Annotated in this window: 14 protein-coding genes; 5 read left to right on the forward strand and 9 right to left on the reverse strand. The window is 71.8% G+C overall.

Features of this window, described 5'->3' with window-relative positions; translation table 11 throughout:
- The first annotated feature begins 13 nt into the window (after nt 1–13).
- The gene (locus tag GC092_RS04800; RefSeq protein ID WP_324014252.1) at nt 14–1,684 is read left to right on the forward strand and encodes a glycosyltransferase; all 1,671 of its coding nucleotides are present in this window, start codon (nt 14–16) and stop codon (nt 1,682–1,684) included.
- Here GC092_RS04800 and GC092_RS04805 read toward each other — a convergent pair.
- Genes GC092_RS04805 through rfbA form a run of 5 tightly spaced genes read right to left on the reverse strand, consistent with a single transcriptional unit; the run spans nt 1,647 to nt 8,057 of the window.
- Nucleotides 1,647–2,732, reverse strand: coding sequence for a glycosyltransferase (locus GC092_RS04805; RefSeq protein ID WP_324014253.1), 1,086 nt, complete (start codon nt 2,730–2,732; stop codon nt 1,647–1,649). The genes GC092_RS04800 and GC092_RS04805 overlap by 38 nt on opposite strands.
- A complete protein-coding gene (locus GC092_RS04810; RefSeq protein WP_324014254.1) occupies nt 2,729–4,768 on the reverse strand; it encodes an acyltransferase family protein in 2,040 nt (679 codons plus the stop codon). Before GC092_RS04810 ends, GC092_RS04805 begins: the two co-directional genes overlap by 4 nt.
- Nucleotides 4,765–6,177: a sugar nucleotide-binding protein gene (locus GC092_RS04815; RefSeq protein WP_324014255.1), complete on the reverse strand. Its 1,413-nt coding sequence runs from the start codon at nt 6,175–6,177 to the stop codon at nt 4,765–4,767. Before GC092_RS04815 ends, GC092_RS04810 begins: the two co-directional genes overlap by 4 nt.
- Before the next feature lie 6 nt (nt 6,178–6,183).
- Complete coding sequence (gene rfbB, locus GC092_RS04820; RefSeq protein ID WP_324014256.1) at nt 6,184–7,182, reverse strand: dTDP-glucose 4,6-dehydratase; 999 nt, start codon at nt 7,180–7,182, stop codon at nt 6,184–6,186.
- A gap of 5 nt (nt 7,183–7,187) precedes the next feature.
- Nucleotides 7,188–8,057, reverse strand: a complete 870-nt coding sequence (gene rfbA, locus GC092_RS04825) for a glucose-1-phosphate thymidylyltransferase RfbA (protein WP_324014257.1) — start codon at nt 8,055–8,057, stop codon at nt 7,188–7,190.
- 161 nt (nt 8,058–8,218) lie between these two features.
- Here rfbA and GC092_RS04830 point away from each other — a divergent pair, with 161 nt between their 5' ends.
- A complete protein-coding gene (locus tag GC092_RS04830) occupies nt 8,219–9,559 on the forward strand; it encodes an MFS transporter (RefSeq protein ID WP_324014258.1) in 1,341 nt (446 codons plus the stop codon).
- A 79-nt stretch (nt 9,560–9,638) separates the two neighbouring features.
- On the forward strand, nt 9,639–11,831 hold the full coding sequence (locus GC092_RS04835) for a hypothetical protein (RefSeq protein ID WP_324014259.1): 2,193 nt from the start codon (nt 9,639–9,641) through the stop codon (nt 11,829–11,831).
- On the opposite strand, the gene GC092_RS04840 is transcribed toward GC092_RS04835, so the two are convergent.
- From GC092_RS04840 to GC092_RS04850, 3 genes are read right to left on the reverse strand one after another with little or no spacing between them, the layout of a single operon-like run.
- Nucleotides 11,786–12,742, reverse strand: a complete 957-nt coding sequence (locus GC092_RS04840) for a glycosyltransferase family 2 protein (RefSeq protein ID WP_271172849.1) — start codon at nt 12,740–12,742, stop codon at nt 11,786–11,788. The genes GC092_RS04835 and GC092_RS04840 overlap by 46 nt on opposite strands.
- The gene (locus GC092_RS04845; RefSeq protein ID WP_271172848.1) at nt 12,739–13,569 is read right to left on the reverse strand and encodes a glycosyltransferase family 2 protein; all 831 of its coding nucleotides are present in this window, start codon (nt 13,567–13,569) and stop codon (nt 12,739–12,741) included. The genes GC092_RS04840 and GC092_RS04845 overlap by 4 nt, the downstream gene beginning before the upstream one ends.
- Complete coding sequence (locus tag GC092_RS04850) at nt 13,566–14,051, reverse strand: GtrA family protein (protein WP_271172847.1); 486 nt, start codon at nt 14,049–14,051, stop codon at nt 13,566–13,568. Before GC092_RS04850 ends, GC092_RS04845 begins: the two co-directional genes overlap by 4 nt.
- A gap of 96 nt (nt 14,052–14,147) precedes the next feature.
- Between GC092_RS04850 and glf the strand changes: the two genes are divergently transcribed.
- Together glf and GC092_RS04860 are read left to right on the forward strand one after the other, a co-directional pair.
- Nucleotides 14,148–15,287 carry a UDP-galactopyranose mutase gene (gene glf, locus GC092_RS04855; protein ID WP_324014260.1) on the forward strand — a complete coding sequence of 380 codons (1,140 nt, stop codon included), beginning with the start codon at nt 14,148–14,150 and terminating at the stop codon, nt 15,285–15,287.
- A gap of 28 nt (nt 15,288–15,315) precedes the next feature.
- Nucleotides 15,316–17,367, forward strand: a complete 2,052-nt coding sequence (locus tag GC092_RS04860) for a DUF6541 family protein (protein ID WP_324014261.1) — start codon at nt 15,316–15,318, stop codon at nt 17,365–17,367.
- A gap of 201 nt (nt 17,368–17,568) precedes the next feature.
- On the opposite strand, the gene GC092_RS04865 is transcribed toward GC092_RS04860, so the two are convergent.
- Nucleotides 17,569–18,030: a GtrA family protein gene (locus GC092_RS04865; protein WP_324014262.1), complete on the reverse strand. Its 462-nt coding sequence runs from the start codon at nt 18,028–18,030 to the stop codon at nt 17,569–17,571.
- Nucleotides 18,031–18,034 lie beyond the last annotated feature (4 nt).

The following is an 18,034-nucleotide window of genomic DNA, read 5'->3' on the forward strand; positions in this document are numbered from 1 at the left end:
ATAGGATCGGGTGGTGACTGAGCGCCCGGTCCTGTCCGTCGTGATCCCCACGCACGATGTCGCCCCGTGGATCCGCGAGACGCTCGAGACGGTCCTCGCCCAGCGCGTCGCGGGCATGGAGGTCCTCGTCGTCGACGACGCCTCGACGGATGGCACGGCCGACCTCGTCGCGGAGGTCGCGGAGCGCGACAGTCGGGTGCGGCTCATCCCCTCGGCCGGTCGGGGCGGCGGCACGGCGCGCAACACGGGGATGGATGCGGCCCGCGGGCGGTTCCTCGTCTTCTGCGACGGCGACGACCTCGTGCCCGACGGCGCCTATGTCGCCCTCGTCGACAGCCTCGCCCGCAGCGGCTCGGATATCGCGTTCGGCGACTACCTCAAGTTCCGTCCCGCCGACACGTGGCGGCCGACCGACGTGATGCCGGCGTTCGACCGTCCCGCGCGCGGCACGACCCTGCGCGACGAGCCCACGCTGCTCTTCAGCCGCCCCTGCTGGAACAAGGCCTTCGCGCTCGACTGGCTGCGCAGCACGGGCATCCGCTTCCCCGACGTCCCGCGGTCCAACGACATCGTGCCGATGGTCAGCGCCTACCTGCGCGCGCGCCGGGTCGACGTCGTCCCAGACGTCGTCTATCTCTACCGCGAGCGGCCGGGCGGCAGCTCGATGTCGGCGCGCGCCGACTCGGGGGCGTCGCTGCTCAGCTATCTGGACCAGGAGCTCGCCTGCGCGCGCCTCGTCGCCGACGCGGGCGACGAGCGGCTCTCGACGGTGTACGCAGATCTCGTGCGCGAGCGGGACGGGTTCGTGCACGTCGCGCGCTGGGCGGCGCGCGACGCCGCCGACGGAGCGGACGATGAGCGTGTGCGCGACGCGCTGCGGGAGCTTCTCGAGGCGACGCCGCCGTTCGCCGGCGACCCGCTCCGCGCGCTCGTGCTGCGGATGGCCGCGGCGGGCGCGCGCGCCGCCATCCGTCCGCTCGCGCGATGGATGACGGGGCTCGGCCCGCAGCCCGTCGCGGACTGGCACGCGGCGCTGGACGCCCTGGACGCCGTGGCGGCGCTGTCTCCCGAGGAGCGCGAGGCGCTCATCACGCCGCTCACCTCGTCGCTGCGGTCGGATGACGAGGATGTCGATGCCTGGCACCGGCTCGTCGAGGCCGTGCGCCGCGTGCTCGGCGAGCGCGCGCTCATGCTCGTCCCCGAGGCGCGGGTCGCCGAGCGCGACCTCGGGCGGGCGCTCGCGGCACGTCGTGAGCTCGACGGACGGGTCACGCACGTCGCGCGCATCGGGGGATCGCTCGTCGTGGAGGGACGCAGCGCCCGCGGACAGGACGCGTGCGTCCCCGTGCTCCACGACGGGGAGTTCGCGGGCCGCCCGCCTGTCCCCGCCGCCGAGACGACGTGGCGCGCGGACGTCCGCGGCGGGTGGCGATGGCGCGCGGTGTTCCCGGCGGGCGCGCTGCCGCTGCACCGACCCCTCACCCCGGCGCTTCTCGTCGCCCGGGAGGACATCGCGGTGGCCGTCGCGGGGGAGGGGGAGCTGCCCGCGTACGACCCGCGGGATCCGTTCCTCTACGCGCGCGTCGACGGCGTGACTGTCGTGCGGCGCCGGCGGCACTGGGCGCCGCGGGCGGTCCGGCGAGCGCTTATCGTGGCGCGAGAGCGGGCGAGGGCGCTGCGCTGAGCTCGTCGAGCAGCCGGCGGTAGGCGCTCGCCGTGCGCCACGGCGAGATCCCGGCCGTGAAGCGCGCGAAGTCGCGCTCGCCGACCGCCGCGAACAGCTCGCGGTCGCGGAGCAGCTCGGCGATGGATGCCGCCGGCCGCGCGGTGTCGAAGAACGCCACCCAGCGCTCGTCCCCGAACTGCTCGCGCAGGTGCGGCTCATCCGGCAGCACGACCGGCACCCGGAAGGTGGCGGCGAGGTGCACGCTGCCCGAGTTGAGGATCGCGCGGTACGGGAACACCGCGACGTCGGCCGCGCGGAACCAGCGCGCGAGATCCCCGTCGGGCACGAAGGAGAACTGCGTGTGCGCGCGGAGCCCGTCGGGAAGGAGCGCGGCGACCTCCTCCTCCGACTGCTCCTTGACGACGCCGGCGAGGAGGAGGACGATGTCGTCGCCCGCGGCGGTCGCGGCCTCGACGAGCGCGTCGACGCCCTTGTAGGGACGGATCTGCCCGAGGAAGAGCACCGCGCGATCGCGCTCCGCGAGGTCGAACGACGCCCGCGCAGCGGTGCGGTCGACGCCCGCGTCGTAGATCCCCTCGTAGCTGGGATGAGGGATGACGCGGATCCGGGCCGGATCGAGCGCGACGACGTCGGCGACGACCGCTGCCGTGTCGGGCGCCATCACGTGCACGACGTCGGCGAGGTCGGCGAGGCCCCGGTAGAGGGCGATCTCGGCGTCCCGGAAGCGCAGCTCGTGGGGCAGTCGGTTGTGCAGCGTCCAGATGATCCGCACACCACGGCGGCGGGCGTCGCGGAGCGCCGCGAGGAGGCGGCGCAGACGGTCGCGGGCGTCGGCCTCGTCGGCGGCCTCCTGCACGAGCGGGGTCGTCCAGTGCACGTGCACGACGCCGCCCCGGGGCAGGGCCGGCAGGGCGTGCAGCAGCTCGGCATGCGTCGTCGCGCCCCGGAAGCGGTAGCCGGCCGCACGCGCCGCCAGCTCGAGGAGGTTGAGGTAGGGGTTCTCCGGCCACGTGGGGAACACGAGCACGGTTCCGGCGTTCTTCATCGACTCCTCCTCGGGGTGGGCGACGGCTCGACGCCGATCGCCGCGCTCACACGCTCGGCGAGATAGCCGCCGAGTGTCGTGCTGAACGACCCCGTGATGTGGTGGAGGTCGCGGTACACGAGCACGCCTCCCAGCATCATGGGGCACGCGTCGGCCGTGCAGTACGCGTCGGACAGATCCACGAGCGGCGCGTCGAGAGACGCCGCGGTCGCGCGGAGCGGATCGCTCTCGAGCGCCGCGTCGGCGCGCGGGATCGCGCAGGTCGCCTCGGTCAGCACATCCGCGGTGGCCACGCAGTCCTGGGCGGCTGCGGGCACACGCGGGTTGTCGGCGAGCACGACCACGCGCGTCCCCGCCTCCTGCGCCGACCGCCACGCCTCGGCGTAGCGATCGGCGACCGCGGCCTGCGCCGCCGCGTCGCGCTCGGCGGAGTTGACCGCGGTGACGAGCAGCACGTCGTACGCCCCGTCGGCGAGACGGCTCTCGAGCCGTGCGTTCCGCTCGGCGCACGCGGCGCTCGCGGGCTCCTGCCAGACGCAGCCCTGCCCCACGAACGTCTCGACGCGCCATCCGCGCTCGTCGGCGACCTCCCGCAGGGCGGGGATGAGCATCGCGGCATGCGAGTCCCCGTGCAGCGCCACCCGGACCGCGCCGGGCGCCTCGGAGCCGAACGCGCACGACACCGGCTCCCCGCCTGCGCCGGGATCGAAGTCGTAGCAGTCGAAGGCGCCGGCCGTGTCGTCGCGGAGGCCGGCCAGGGCGGGCACGACATCGGCGATCGGATGCGGGTCGTCCGCGCGGCCGGCGCAGCCCGGCTCGAGGAGGGCTGCCGCACCGCGGCACTGGGCGGGATCTCGCAGGCTCGCCTCGGCCTGCGCGCGCTGCTCGGCTGCCGCGGTCGCTCCGTGCCACATCGGCAGGGCGGCGACGGCCACGACCACCGCCATCCCGACTGCGGTGAGGGCGAGGATCCGGGAGGGCCGGGCCGCGCGGGGGCGCGCGCCGAAGCGGATCGGATCCTCCACGAGCCGCTTCGACGCCGCGGCGAGCACGAAGGTCGTCGCGAGCAGCAGCAGGTTCTCAGGGAGGTCGGGCGCACGGCCGAGCACGTGCGGCGCGATCACCACGAGGGGCCAATGCCAGAGATACACGCCGTACGACTGATCGCCCACCCACTGCACGGGGCGCCATGCGACGAGCCGCTCGAGCGCGTGCGCGGGCGCGGTCGGCCCGATCGCGATGAGGAGCGCGGTCGCCGCGGTCGGCACGAGCGCCCAGGGGCCGGGGAAAGCCGTCGCGGCGTCGAACACGAGCATCGCCATCACCAGGGCGGCGACCGCGGCGACCCAGATGGCCAGGCGGACGGATGCCCTCAGGGCGAGCGGGGGCAGGAGCGCGACGATCGCGCCGAGCGCGAACTCCCACAGGCGACTCGCGGTCGAGAAGTAGCCGTACGGATAGCTCGCGCCCGTGAGCCACACGCTCACCGCGAAGCCGACGACCGCGACCGCCACGACGCCGGCGACGAGCAGCCGTCGCCCCCGCAGGCGGCGCGCGGTGGCGGCGAGGACGAGCAGGGGCCACAGGAGGTAGAACTGCTCCTCGACGGCGAGCGACCAGTAGTGCTGGGCGATCGGCGGAGCCGCGTCGTGCGCGAGGTAGTCGACCCCGTCGGCCGCGAGCTGCCAGTTCACGGCATACAGCGCGCTCGCGACGATCGAGCGCAGGTCGTGGGCCTGCTGGGGCGCGGGCGTCCACACGAGCACGAGCACGACGCTCGCGAGCAGCACGAGCAGGCTCGCGGGCAGCAGGCGACGGGCGCGGGCGGCCCAGAACGCTCCCAGTCTCAGCGTCCCGCGCTCGCGTGCGCGGACGAGCTGGCCCGTGATGAGGAAGCCGGAGATGACGAAGAAGACGTCGACGCCCGCGTAGCCGCCCGGCAGGGCTCGCGGCCAGATGTGGAACAGGACGACGCCGAGCACCGCGAGGGCGCGGAGGGCCTGGATGTCGGCGCGCGCGGGGGTGCGCGTGGTCACTGCGGGGTGAGGTAGGCGGTGAGGCGGTCGGTGTGGTCGGCGGGGGTGTAGCCGGTGGCGGTGATCTTGGCGAGGTCGAGGACGCTGTTGCGGGGGCGGGGGGCGATGGGGCCGGTCGCGGTGGCGTAGTAGGCGTCGGTGGTGACGGGGGTGATGCGGGCGGGGTCGTGGCCGGTGAGGGTGAAGACGCTCTGGGCGATCTGGGCCCAGGTGGCGGGTTGTCCGCTGCCGGTGAGGTTGTAGGTGCCGTAGGGGGCGCGGGTGGTGAGGAGGTGGTGGATGCCGGCGGCGAGGTCGTCGGTGAAGGTGAGGCGTCCGGTCTGGTCGGCGACGACGGAGGGGTCGATGCCGCGTTCGGCGAGGGAGGCCATGGTGGTGACGAAGTTGCGGCCGTCGCCGATGACCCAGCTGGTGCGGATGAGGTAGTGGCGGGGGACGGTCTGCACGATCGCGTCGCCGGCGGCCTTGGTCTGCCCGTAGACGCCGAGGGGCGAGAGGGGGGCGTCTTCGGGGTAGGGGGCGTCGGATGTGCCGTCGAAGACGTAGTCGCTGGAGATGTGGACGAGGGTGCAGCGGTGCTCGGTCGCGATGCGGGCGAGCGCGGCGACGCCGGTGGCGTTCGCGGCCCAGGCCTGGGTGCGGCCCTCGGGGGTCTCGGCGTGGTCGACGGCGGTGTGGGCGGCGGCGTTGACGATGACGTCGTAGTCGCGCCAGGGTCGTGCGGTGTCGAGGTCGGGGGAGGCGAGGTCGAGGTCGGCGCGGGTGGCGTACTCGATGTCGGGGCGGTCGCCGAGGAGGGCGCGCAGGGCGCGGCCGAGCTGGCCGTTCGCGCCGAGCACGAGGGTCTTGCGCGGCGGGATCGGGGTGACGTCGGCCAGGCGCGGGTGGGTGCGGTCCTTGTCGCTGATCTCGACGTCGGAGAGCGGGATGGGCCAGTCGATCGCGACCGTCTCGTCGGCGAGATTGAGGAAGGAGTAGGCCGCGTCGGGGGACCAGTGGTCGTTGACGAGGTAGACGTAGGCGGTGTCGGGCTCGAGGGTCTGGTAGCTGTTGCCGACACCGCGGGGCACGAAGATCGCCTTCGACGGGTCGAGCTCGGCGGTGAACACGGCCCCGAAGGTGGGGCCCTCGCGCAGGTCGACCCAGGCGCCGAAGATGCGCCCGGTCGCGACGGAGACGTACTTGTCCCACGGTTCGGCGTGGATGCCGCGGGTGGTGCCGGGCTTGTCGTTGAAGGAGATGTTGTTCTGCACGGGCCCGAAGTCGGGCAGCCCGAGCGCGGTCATCTTCTCCCGCTGCCAGTTCTCCTTGAACCAGCCGCGGGCGTCGCCGTGGACGGGCAGGTCGAGCACGACGAGCCCCGGGATCGGGGTGTCGGTGACGGCGAGGGTCTTGCCGAACGTCGTCACTGCCGGTCACTGTCCTTTCGAGGCGTAGAAGGCTTCGACGTGGTCTTTGGCGGGCGCCCACCAGGTCTCGTTCTCGCGGTACCAGTCGATGGTCGCGGCGAGTCCTGCTTCGAAGTCCTGGTAGCGGGGGGTCCAGCCGAGTTCGGTGCGGAGCTTGGTGGAGTCGATCGCGTAGCGCAGGTCGTGGCCGGGGCGGTCGGCGACGTGGTCGTAGGCGTCTCGGGGTTGGCCCATGAGGGTGAGGATGAGCTCGACGACGTCCTTGTTGTTCTTCTCCCCGTCGGCGCCGATGAGGTAGGTCTGCCCGATCTGGCCGTGCTCGAGGATGGTGAGCACGGCGGAGGAGTGGTCGTCGGCGTGGATCCAGTCGCGCACGTTCTGCCCGGCGCCGTAGAGCTTGGGGCGGATGCCGCGGATGATGTTCGTGATCTGGCGGGGGATGAACTTCTCCACGTGCTGGTAGGGGCCGTAGTTGTTGGAGCAGTTCGAGATGGTCGCGGCGATCCCGAACGAGCGCACCCACGCGCGCACGAGCAGGTCGGAGCCGGCCTTCGTCGACGAGTACGGGGAGGAGGGGTTGTAGGGGGTGGTCTCGGTGAACCGGGCCGGGTCGTCGAGCTCGAGGTCGCCGTAGACCTCGTCGGTGGAGATGTGGTGGAAGCGGGTGCCGTGGCGGCGGGCGGCTTCCAGCAGCGTGTAGGTGCCGACGATGTTGGTGTCCAGGAACGGGCGGGGGTCGTTGAGGGAGTTGTCGTTGTGGGACTCCGCGGCGTAGTGCACGACCGCGTCGGCGCGGGCGAACAGGGAGTCGACGAGGTCCGCGTCGGCGATGTCGCCCACGACGAGCTCGACGCGGTCCTCGGGCAGCCCGGCCAGGGAGGCGGGGTTGCCGGCGTAGGTGAGCTTGTCCAGCACGATCACCCGGTGGTCGGTGTGCGCGATGACGTGGTGGACGAAGTTCGATCCGATGAAACCGGCCCCGCCGGTGACCACAAGAGTGCCCACGATGCTCACTTACCCCGTTCCAGGACCTCGAGGAGGTACGCTCCGTACCCCGACTTCACCAGCTTCTGCGCCCGCTGACGCAGGTCGTCGTCGGACAGGAACCCCTGCCGCCACCCGATCTCCTCCGGAGACCCGATCTTCAACCCCGTGCGCCGCTCGATCGTGCGCACGTAGTCTCCCGCGTCGGCCATCTGATCGAACGTGCCGGTGTCCAGCCACGCCGTCCCGCGCGGCAGCACCTCCACCCGCAGCTTCCCCTGCCGCAGGTACGCGGCGTTCACGTCCGTGATCTCCAGCTCCCCCCGCGGGGAGGGCCGAAGCCCCCGGGCGATGTCGACGACGTCGTTGTCGTAGAAGTACAGGCCGGGGATGGCGTAGTTCGACTTCGGGTGCGTCGGCTTCTCCTCCAGCGACACCGCCCGCCCCGTCCCGTCGAACTCGACCACCCCGTACGCCGACGGCTCCGCGACCCAGTACGCGAACACCGCCGCCCCGTCCACATCCGCGAACCGCTTCAGCTGCGTGCCCAGCCCCGGCCCGTACAGCAGGTTGTCGCCCAGCACGAGCGCGACCTTGTCATCGCCGATGAAATCCGCCCCGATCGTGAACGCCTGCGCCAGCCCATCCGGCGACGGCTGCACCGCGAACGAGATCGACACCCCGAACTGCGACCCATCCCCCAGCAGACGCTCGAACGCGGCCGCATCATGCGGCGTCGTGATCACCAGGATCTCCCGGATCCCCGCCAGCATCAGCGTCGACAGCGGGTAGTACACCATCGGCTTGTCATACACCGGCACCAGCTGCTTCGACGTGCCCAACGTCACCGGATGCAGACGCGTCCCCGACCCACCCGCCAGAATGATGCCCTTCACACAGCCCATCGTGACACAGGAGACCCCGTGACCCCTGGCGGACGCCGTCGCCCGCACCGCGCACCGACGCCCGAGTTGTCGCGATTGAAACGTTCCATTACGATGGAAAACGCTTACCCACGTTCGGGTCGGCGAGTCAGTGCGGACAGGAGAGTGACGGCATGAGCGCAGCGAAGCAGGCCGAAGCCGACAGCGGGATCGTTCGGGAGCCGAAGAAGGCGGCCCTCAGCGCATGGGTGGGCAGCGCCCTCGAGTACTACGACTTCGCGCTCTACTCGCAGGCCGCGGCGCTCGTCTTCCCGGTCGTGTTCTTCCCGACCGGCGACCCGACGGTGGGCATCATCTCGTCCCTCGCGACCTACGCGGTCGGCTACGTCGCGCGCCCCGTCGGCGCCGTGCTGCTGGGCGCCTGGGGCGACCGGCGCGGGCGCAAGAACGTCCTCATCCTCGCGATGCTGCTCATGGGCTTCTCGACCCTGCTCGTCGGCCTCCTCCCGACGTACGCGCAGGTGGGCGTCCTCGCGCCGATCCTCCTCGTCATCCTGCGCCTCGTGCAGGGGTTCGCCGTCGCGGGAGAGCTGGGCGGCGCCGGGGCGATGGTCGTCGAGCACTCGCCCGACGCGCGACGGGGCTTCTTCACGAGCTTCACGCTGCAGGGCACCCAGATCGGCTCCATCCTCGCCACCGGTGTGATGCTCCCGCTCGCGGCCGTGCTCAGCGAGGAGGACTTCGCCGCGTGGGGATGGCGCATCCCGTTCCTCCTCAGCGCCGTCGTCATCATCGCGGGATACCTCATCCGCCGCGGCGTGCACGAGACGCCCGTCTTCTCCGCAGAGAGCGCCGTCGAGGTCCGTCGCCGGTTCCCCGTCGTGGAGCTCCTGCGCTCGTACCCGTGGGTCATGATCCGCTGCATCCTCATGACGTTCACGAACGTGATCGGGATGGCCACGCTCGTCTTCGGCGTGTCGTATGCGACGCAGGAGGGGTACGGGATCGGGTTCTCGACGAGCGACTTCCTCTGGGTCACGCTCGTGGCCAATCTCACCGCGGCCCTCACCATCCCGATCTTCGGCGGCCTGTCCGACCGGTTCGGACGCCGTGGCTTCATGGTCGCGGGCGGGCTCGGCGGAGGCCTCCTCACGGTCGCGTACCTGTGGGCCGTGGAGCAGCGCAGCCTCGTGCTCGTGTTCGTGTTCGTCGTCATCGTGCAGAGCATCTTCTTCCAGATGTGGAACGCGACCTTCGCGACCTTCTTCCAGGAGCAGTTCCCCGCGCGCATCCGCGTGACCGGCTTCGCCGTGTCGCAGAACATCGGGCTCATGCTGGCGGCGTTCTTCCCGTCGCTGTTCACGGCGATCGCCCCTCCTGGGACGCAGAACGTGCCGCTCACGATCGGCGCCGTGACGTTCGCCATCTGCGCCGTGTCGGCGCTCGCGACGCTCCTCACCCGTGAGACCCGCGGCCGCACGCTCGAGGAGCTCGAGGGCCCCCCGGCGCGCTGATCGCGGGGTCCGCCCGGCCGCTCGCACTACCATCGAGTCTGGCCCGCCGCGCGGCGGCGGGGCGAGCAGCGGAGGACAGATGACGGCGGACGGCACGAATCGGGCACGGCGGCGCGCGCAGCGGGTGGGCTGGCCCCTTCTCACCGTCCTGGCGACCCTCGCTCTCGCGGCCGCACGGCTCCTCGTGACCCCGCGGTTCTACTTCTCCGACGACACCGAGCGCGGCTCGGCGGGGCAGTGGTGGCAGCTCGGCGACCAGCTCCTGCAGGGGCGCCTGCCGATGCTCGATCCCTCGGCCTGGCAGGCCGGCAACTACTGGGCCGAGGGCCAGTGGGGCCTCCTCAACCCCATGACGTGGCTCATCGCCGTCACGGCGCGGCTCAGCGAGAGTCCGGTCGCGCACGCGACCGGCGTGAAGCTCGCGTTCCTCGTCGTGCTCGCTCTGGGCGTGTACCTGCTCGCGCGCCAGTTCGGCGCGCACCGTCCGTGGGCGGCGCTCGCGGGCGTGCTCGTGCCGTCGTCCGGCTTCGTCGTCTACATGGACGCCGCGTCCTGGTCGACCGACCTCATCAACGTCGCGCTGTTCCCGTGGGTGTGGTGGGCGCTGCGGCGCACGATCGAGCACCGCCGCTCGCCGCTGCCGTACCTCGTCGCGAGCTACCTGCTCATCACGGTCGGCTACGTGTTCGGCGTCATGATGCTCGTCGTCGTGCTCGTCGAGTCGCTCGTGCGCCATGCGGTGCGCCGCGACGGCCCCCGGGTGCTGCGGACCCTGCTCGCCTCGTCGTGGGGCGCGCTGCTCACGATCGTCGTGTACCTGCCCGCTGTCCTCACCGCGCCCGTGACGGAGCGCGGGAACGCGCCGTTCGAGAACCTCGGGTTCCTCAACGCCGATCTCACGGACCTCGCGTCGGCGGGGAATCCCTGGGTGAGCGCGACCATCCGCTCCTGGTTCGGCGACATCACGCCCGGTCCGCTCGTCTACATCGCATGGGTCCTCCTGCTCTTCCCGCTCGCGCTGCCGCTCGCGCGCTCGGCCGTGCGGCGCGCCATCCCGCTCTTCGTGCTCGGCGGCCTCGTGCTCGCGCTCGTGCTGGGGCCGAGCCACATGGGGCCGATCCGCTGGCCGCTGCGCCTTATCCCGTATCTCGCGATCGTGCTCATCGTGCTCTTCGCGGTGGGGATCTCGCGCCGCTTCCCCGCGGGGGCGACGCGCCGCGCCTTCTGGCTCTCGGCACTCGCCATCGCCGTGACCTCGGTCCTGACCTGGGGAAACGGGCCGTACGCGTGGAAGGCCATCGGAGCCGCCGCGCTCGTCTCCCTCGCGGCGCTCGTCGCGCTGCGATGGGTCGCGCGCTCGCCCCGCGTGCGACGGCGCACGACCGTCGCGGTGGTCGGGGCGATGATCGTGACGGCCGTCTTCGCCGCGGGGCAGATGCGCTTCCTGCCCGAGTCGCCGCTGCCGAGCCGCAGCGCGCCCGACAGCGCGACGGCCCTGCAGGCCGTCCTCCCGGACGCGCACGGCGACGCGATCGTCGTCGGCGACGCGGAGGACGGATGGCAGGACCGCGACAGCTGGTCGGAGCGGCTGCTCGCCAACCTCTGGTACTTCAGCCCGACGGAGGTGAGCAGCCTCTACACCGTCCTGCCGTTCGAGACGTTCGGCGACGACCTCTGCATCGACCTGCGCGGGCAGACCTGCGAGGACGCCCTCGAGACGCTGTGGTCGGTCGACGAGGAGACGGGCCTGCGCGTGGCCGACCTCATGAGCGTGAGCACGATCGTCGCGATGAAGGACACGTACCCCGAGCAGCCGGAGGCGCCCGAGGGATGGACGCTCGCGGCCGACGGCGAGTACACCTGGCTCTTCGAGCGCGATGAGGCGCTGCCGAGCGCGGGCGGCGTCGTGTGGACGGCTCCCGACACGCGCGTCACGGTGACCGCGCAGGACGACACGTCGGTGTCCTTCGAGGTCGACGAGGCCGGCGAGGACGGGCGCGTGGTGCTGAGCCGTCTGCCGTACCCGGGCTACGCCGTCGCGGGCGCGGCGGAGGCCGAGCCGCTGCGGGGCTGGCTTCTCACGGTCGACGCGACGCACGTGGCGCCCGGCGAGACGGTGACCGTGTCGTTCCGCCCGCCCGCGTGGCCGCTGCTCATGGGCGCCTACGGCCTCGCGATGGCGATCGGCCTCGGCTGGCTCATCGGGCGCGGGGTGGCGCGCCTCCGTCAGCGCGCCGGCGGGGGCCCGGCCTCGGCGACCGCGAAGGCGTAGAGCGGGCGGCCCTGCACCTCGACGTAGATGCGGCCGAGGTAGCTGCCGAGCACCCCCAGCATGAGCATCTGCACGCCGCCGAGGAGGAACATCCCGGCCGCGAGGTAGGTCCAGCCCTCGATGACCGACTCCGGGTTCACGAGACGCGCGATGACGAGGTAGATCGTCCACAGGAGCGCGAGGACGGCCATCGCGCCGCCCACGCGGCTGATGAGCTTGAGGGGCGCGGTCGAGAAGCCGAAGATGCCGTCGCCCGCGAGCTTGAGCATCTTCCGGAGGGGATAGCCGGTCTCGCCCGCGTGCCGCGCGTCGCGGTCGAAGAGGACGGCCTCCTGGCGGAACCCGATCGACGCGACGAGCCCCCGGATGAACCGGTTGCGCTCGGGGTGCTTGCGCAGCTCCTCGACGACCCGGCGGTCCATGAGGCGGAAGTCGCCCGTGTCGCGGGGGATGTCCACGCTCGAGAGCTTGCTCAGCAGCCAGTAGAAGCCGTGCGCCGTCGTGCGCTTGAAGAGGCCGTCGTCGCGCGTGCGCCGCTGCGCGTAGGCGACGTCGACGCCGTGCTCCCACCGCTCGATGAGCTCGAGGCTGACCTCGGGAGGGTCCTGCAGGTCGCTGTCCATGACGATCACGGCGTCGGCGTCGGCGACGTCGAGGCCCGCCGTCACGGCGATCTGGTGGCCGTAGTTGCGCGCGAGCGCGTACACGGACACGCGAGGATCCTGCGCGCGCAGTCCGCGCAGCAGCTCGAGCGACCGGTCGCGGCTGCCGTCGTCGACGAAGACGAACTCGACGTCGTAGCGGTCGCCGAGCGGCGCCGTGGCCGAGACGAGACGCTCGTACAGGAGGGGGATGTTCCCCTCCTCGTTGTAGATCGGCAGCACGTAGGCGATGCGCCGGCGCACGGTCATCCCATCCTCCTCTTGAGGACACGGTACGAGATGCGCCGGGCCTGGGCCATGAGACCGGCGCGGATGTCGCCCATGCGCCGATCCGCCTCGGTCACGATCTCGGGGTGCTCGGCGCGCAGCCACGCGTGGAAGGCGCGCGCCTCCGCGGTCTGCTCGTCGACGAGCGCGACCGACCACTGCGTGTCGCTCATCCGGAACGTCGCGCCCACCTCGGTGTCGGGCGTGAACCCGCCGCCGACGAGCACGCGGGCGTAGCTCGCGAGGTCGATCAGATAGGAGAAGCGGCCGTGCCATCCGCCAGCCGCCGCGAACGCCTCCCGTCGCATCATGACGGAGGCGGGCTCGCCGAGGAGGTTGCGGCCTGCGCGCACGGTGCGGCGGAGCGCCTCGCCGCCCGACATGGGCCGGCCGAGCCCCGTGAGGCCCCATCCGGCCATGAGGACCTTGCCCTCGGCATCGATGATGTCGCGCTTGCAGGCGGTGAGGACGGCGCCCGACCGCTCGAGCAGCCGCGCCTGGCGTGCGAGCACGCCGGGCCGCAGGACGTCGTCGCCGCACACGAGCTTGAGGTAGGCGCCGGTCGCGGCGTCCGTCACGCGGTTCCAGTTGCGCGCGGCGCCGCCGCCGGCCTCCGTGCGCAGCAGGGTCACGCGCGGGTCGGCGGCGAAGCCCTGCATGACGTCCCACGTGTCGTCCGACGACGCGTGGTCGGCGACGACGAGCTCGAGCCCGTCGACCTGCTGGTCGAGCACGGATCGCATCGTCTCGCCGAGCGTGCGGCCGTTGTTGTACGCGGGGATGACCACGCTGATGCGCGGAGCGGTCACGCGTCCTCCTTCTTGCGGTGGAACGAGAAGCGGCTGTGCCCGAACCAGCTGGCGAACGCGATCACGACCGTGAACAGGAGCTGCGCGACGATCTCATGCCAGCCGAGCCAGAGCTTGAGCGGCGGCACGACGACGAAGTTGAGGATGAACGTCCCGAGGTACACGAGCTGGAACCGGGCGAAGTCGAGCCACACGTGGCCGCGCACCCGGAAGACGAGCTTCCGGTAGAAGACGAACGCGCTGAGCGTGCTCATGATCTGCGCGCACAGGATGACCGCGAAGACCGTCCAGGCGGCGCCCGGCCATCCGGCCTCGAACAGACGGGAGAAGAGCACGAACCACGCGAAGCCGATCGCGGTGTTGACGGCCCCGACGAACAGGAAGGCGACGCGACGGTCGCGGAAGAGGCGCAGCAGCGGGCCATCCGGCCCGCTCATCCCGGCGATGGCCTCGGTCTCGGCGGGGGATTCTTCGTTGCTCATGTGCGGCATCAGGATACGCGAGGGGCATGCACATAGACTCGGGGAGGCCGCGACAGCGTGCCAGGGCCCTTCCCCTTGAGAGAAAGAGCACCACGGATGGATCTCCTCGTCGTCGGCTCCGGATTCTTCGGACTCACCATCGCGGAGCGCGCGGCAGCAGCCGGGCGCAAGGTCACGGTCATCGACCGCCGCCACCACATCGGCGGGAACGCGTACAGCGAGAACGAGGCCACGACGGGCATCGAGGTGCACCGCTACGGGGCGCACCTCTTCCACACCTCGAACGAGAAGGTGTGGGAGTACGTCAACCGCTTCACGACGTTCACGAACTACGTGCACCGCGTGTACACGAACCACAACGGCGTCGTGTACCCGCTGCCGGTGAACCTCGGCACCATCAACCAGTTCTTCCAGGCCGCGTACTCGCCCGACGAGGCGCGCGCCCTCGTGAAGGAGCAGGCGGGCGAGTTCGACGTCAAGACGGCCCGCAACTTCGAGGAGAAGGGCATCGCCCTCGTCGGCCGCCCGCTGTTCGAGGCGTTCTTCCGCGACTACACCGCGAAGCAGTGGCAGACCGACCCGCAGAAGCTGTCGGGCGACATCATCAGCCGCCTCCCCGTGCGCTACAACTACGACAACCGCTACTTCAACGACACGCACGAGGGCCTGCCGACCGACGGCTACACCGCGTGGCTCGAGCGGATGGCCGACCACCCGAACATCGAGGTCAAGCTGAACGTCGACTTCTTCGACGAGTCGCAGCCGCTCAACAAGAAGGCGCTCGTCGGCCAGGTGCCGATCGTCTACACGGGACCGGTCGACCGCTACTTCGACGACGTCGAGGGCGCGCTGAGCTGGCGCACGCTCGACTTCGAGGAGGAGGTCCTCGACATCGGAGACTTCCAGGGGACGAGCGTCATGAACTACCCGGATGCCGACGTGCCCTTCACGCGCATCCACGAGTTCAAGCACTTCCACCCCGAGCGCGCCGACGTGTACCCGACCGACAAGACGGTCATCATGCGCGAGTACTCGCGCTTCGCCGAGCGCGCCGACGAGCCGTACTACCCGGTCAACACCGATGAGGACCGCGCGCGTCTGCTCGCCTACCGCGAGCTCGCGAAGGGCGAGAAGGACGTGTTCTTCGGCGGCCGTCTCGGCACGTACCAGTACCTCGACATGCACATGGCCATCGGGTCGGCGCTGTCGATGTGGCAGAACCAGCTGAACGGCTGACCCGCGCCCGCCTGACGGCAGGAGTCCGATGAGCTGGGTCGTCGTCGCGCCGGCCCTCGTGTCGGCGCTCCTCGCCGTGCTCGCACCCGGGCTCATCGCGACCGCGCCCCTGCGCATGGGCGCGGTCGCGCGCGTCGCGGTGGCGTCGCTCGCGAGCGTGTGCTGCGCGGGCGTCGCGGCGGCGGTGTTCGGCGCGCTCGGTGCGCCGTTCCATGTCGTGCAGGTGCTCGCCGTCGCGCTCGTCGGGCTCGCGGCATCCCTCCTCGTCCGGCGCGCGCATCCCGACCTCGTCGTGACGGGCGCGGCCATCCCGCCGCGTGCGCTCGCCGCGGTGTGGGCCCTCGCCGCCGCGATCGTGGGCGTCGTCGCGTTCGCGGGAGTGCCGGACCCGTCTCGGATCTCGCAGACCTACGACAACGTCTTCCACCTCTCGGCCGTGTCGGCCATCCTGGACGGGTTCTCCGCCTCGCCCCTCACGCTGCGCTCGCTCATCGAGACGGGCGCGACGGGGATCGCGTACTACCCGTCGGCCTGGCACGCGCTCGTCGCGATGGCGGTGCAGGGGAGCGGCGTGCCGGTTCCCGTCGCGTTCAACGCCGCATGGCTCGCCGTGCAGGGGCTCGTCTGGCTGCCCGGGGTCGCCTGGCTCGCCCAGGTCGTGCTCCCAGGGCGCTCCACGGGAACCGTCGCCCTCGTCGCGCTCCCGCTCGGCGCCGCCTTCGGCGCGTTCCCCTACGCGCTGCTCTCGTGGGGCACGATCTACCCCACGGGCCTCGCGCACGCGCTGCTCCCCGCGGGGGTCGCGCTGTCGGTCCTCGCCGTCCGGGGTGTCGCGCTCGCGCGGCCCGGGAAGCGCGGACGCGCCGTCGTGCTCGCGGCGCTGTCGGGCTGCCTGTCCGTCGGGGCGCTCGCCGTGGCTCATCCGCGGGTCCTCCCGACGTGGGCGCTCATCGGCATCCCGTTCGTCGCGTGGGTTCTCGGCGGCGCGTTCGCGCGCGCCCGTCGACGCGGCGGGCGCGAGCGCCGCCGCGCGGTCATCGTGCTCGTCGCGGGCGTCGTCGGCGGCGTCGCGCTGTCGGCGGCGGCGCTCGCGATCGCCATCCTGCGGTTCGGGCTCCTCGACGAGCCGATCGAGAGCCGTCTCTCCGGCCCGCAGGCGCAGGCGGTGCAGGGCATCTGGGAGGGCGTCGTGCAGGTTCTCACGCTGCAGGCGATGACGGGGGAGGGCGGCGCGGTGACGACGGTCGCGCCCTTCCTCGCGTTCCTCGTCATCGTCGGCGCCGGGGTCGCGCTCCGCACCCGGCGCACGCGGTGGCTCGTCGTCGCCTTCGTGCTCGTCGCTGCGCTGTTCGTTCTCGCCGCCGGTTCGGACGGCGTCATCGCGAAGCTCGCGACGGGGGTCTGGTACAAGGACCGCTTCCGCCTCGCGGCCGCGCTGCCCGTCGTCGCCGTCCCTCTCGCGACGCTCGGCGCGCTCGCGCTCGCGCGACGTGCCCTCCCGGCCGAGCGCGCCATCCGGACGGGCGGATCCCGTCGAGCCCTCCCGCGCCTCGCCGCGCCGCTCGCGCTGGCCGTCGCCGTGGTGTCGGCTGCGGGGCTCGCTCTCACCGGAACGACATCGGCGATCGCGGCCGTGTTCGCGATGCCCGACGAGCGTGCGCAGTGGGAGGTCGTGTCGCAGAAGCAGATCGACTTCATGGACCACGAGGTGGCCGAGGAGGTGCCCGCGAGCGAGCGCGTGCTCGGCGACCCGTGGGACGGCTCGGCGCTGACCCAGCTGTATGCCGGACGCGAGCCGGTCTTCCCGCACGTCAACGGCCAGTGGGATCCGCTGCGGCAGACGCTCGCATGGGGCCTCATGGACATCGACAGCGACCCGGCGGTGTGCCGCGCGCTCGATGCCCTCCGCGTGCGGCACGTGCTCTACAACCCGCACGAGTTCGGGGGAGGAGACCCGGCGGGCAACCACTTCCCCGGACCGCACGCCGCGGTGGAGGCGGGACTCTTCACGGAGGTCGCGACGGACGGCGAGTCGACGCTCTACCGCATCGACCGCTGCGGCCCGCTGCCGGCGGAGTAGCTGCGGGGCGGGTCGGCCGCGTCCCGCGGCCCCGGCATGCTCACACGCTCCTGCATGTCTCACTCGCGGCGCGTTTTCGCCCCGGATTCCCTCGTCGAGTGAGACACGTGGGGGTCGGCATGTCTCGTTCGCGGCGGGATTGGGCGGTGGATTCCGGCGGGGAGTGAGACATGCGACCCCCTGGCGCGCGATCGTGACCCGCTACGCGCGCGGGGCGGGGGAGGGCTCCTCGTGCGGGAAGACGAACCTGTCGTACGTGAGGAAGCGGAACGCGGTCGCGAGGGTCTGCCCGATCAGGGTTCCCGAGATGTTGTCGGCGACGACGTCGTCGAGACCCAGCACGTAGCGCGAGAACGCCAGGCAGCCGAGCTGGAGGCCGATCGCGATGAGGTTGCACAGCACGAAGATCGCGTAGCGCGAGAAGCGGTGCGGCAGATGCCGGTCGGAGAAGGTCCAGTACCGGTTCCCGACGTACGTCACGAGGGACGCCACGACGATCGAGATGATCTTGGCGGCCAGCGGCTGTCCGTGCATCGGCCCGTCGCCGGTCACCCAGAACACGAGCAGGTTGTAGACGCCCGCATCGACGAGGAACGCGAGACCGCCGATGACGAGGAAGGCCCCCGCCTGCTTGGCCTTCCGGGTCGCCGCGTTCGCGTGCATCGTG

The organism is Microbacterium sp. JZ37, from assembly GCF_035188445.1.
In the GTDB taxonomy this organism is placed as follows: domain Bacteria; phylum Actinomycetota; class Actinomycetes; order Actinomycetales; family Microbacteriaceae; genus Microbacterium; species Microbacterium barkeri.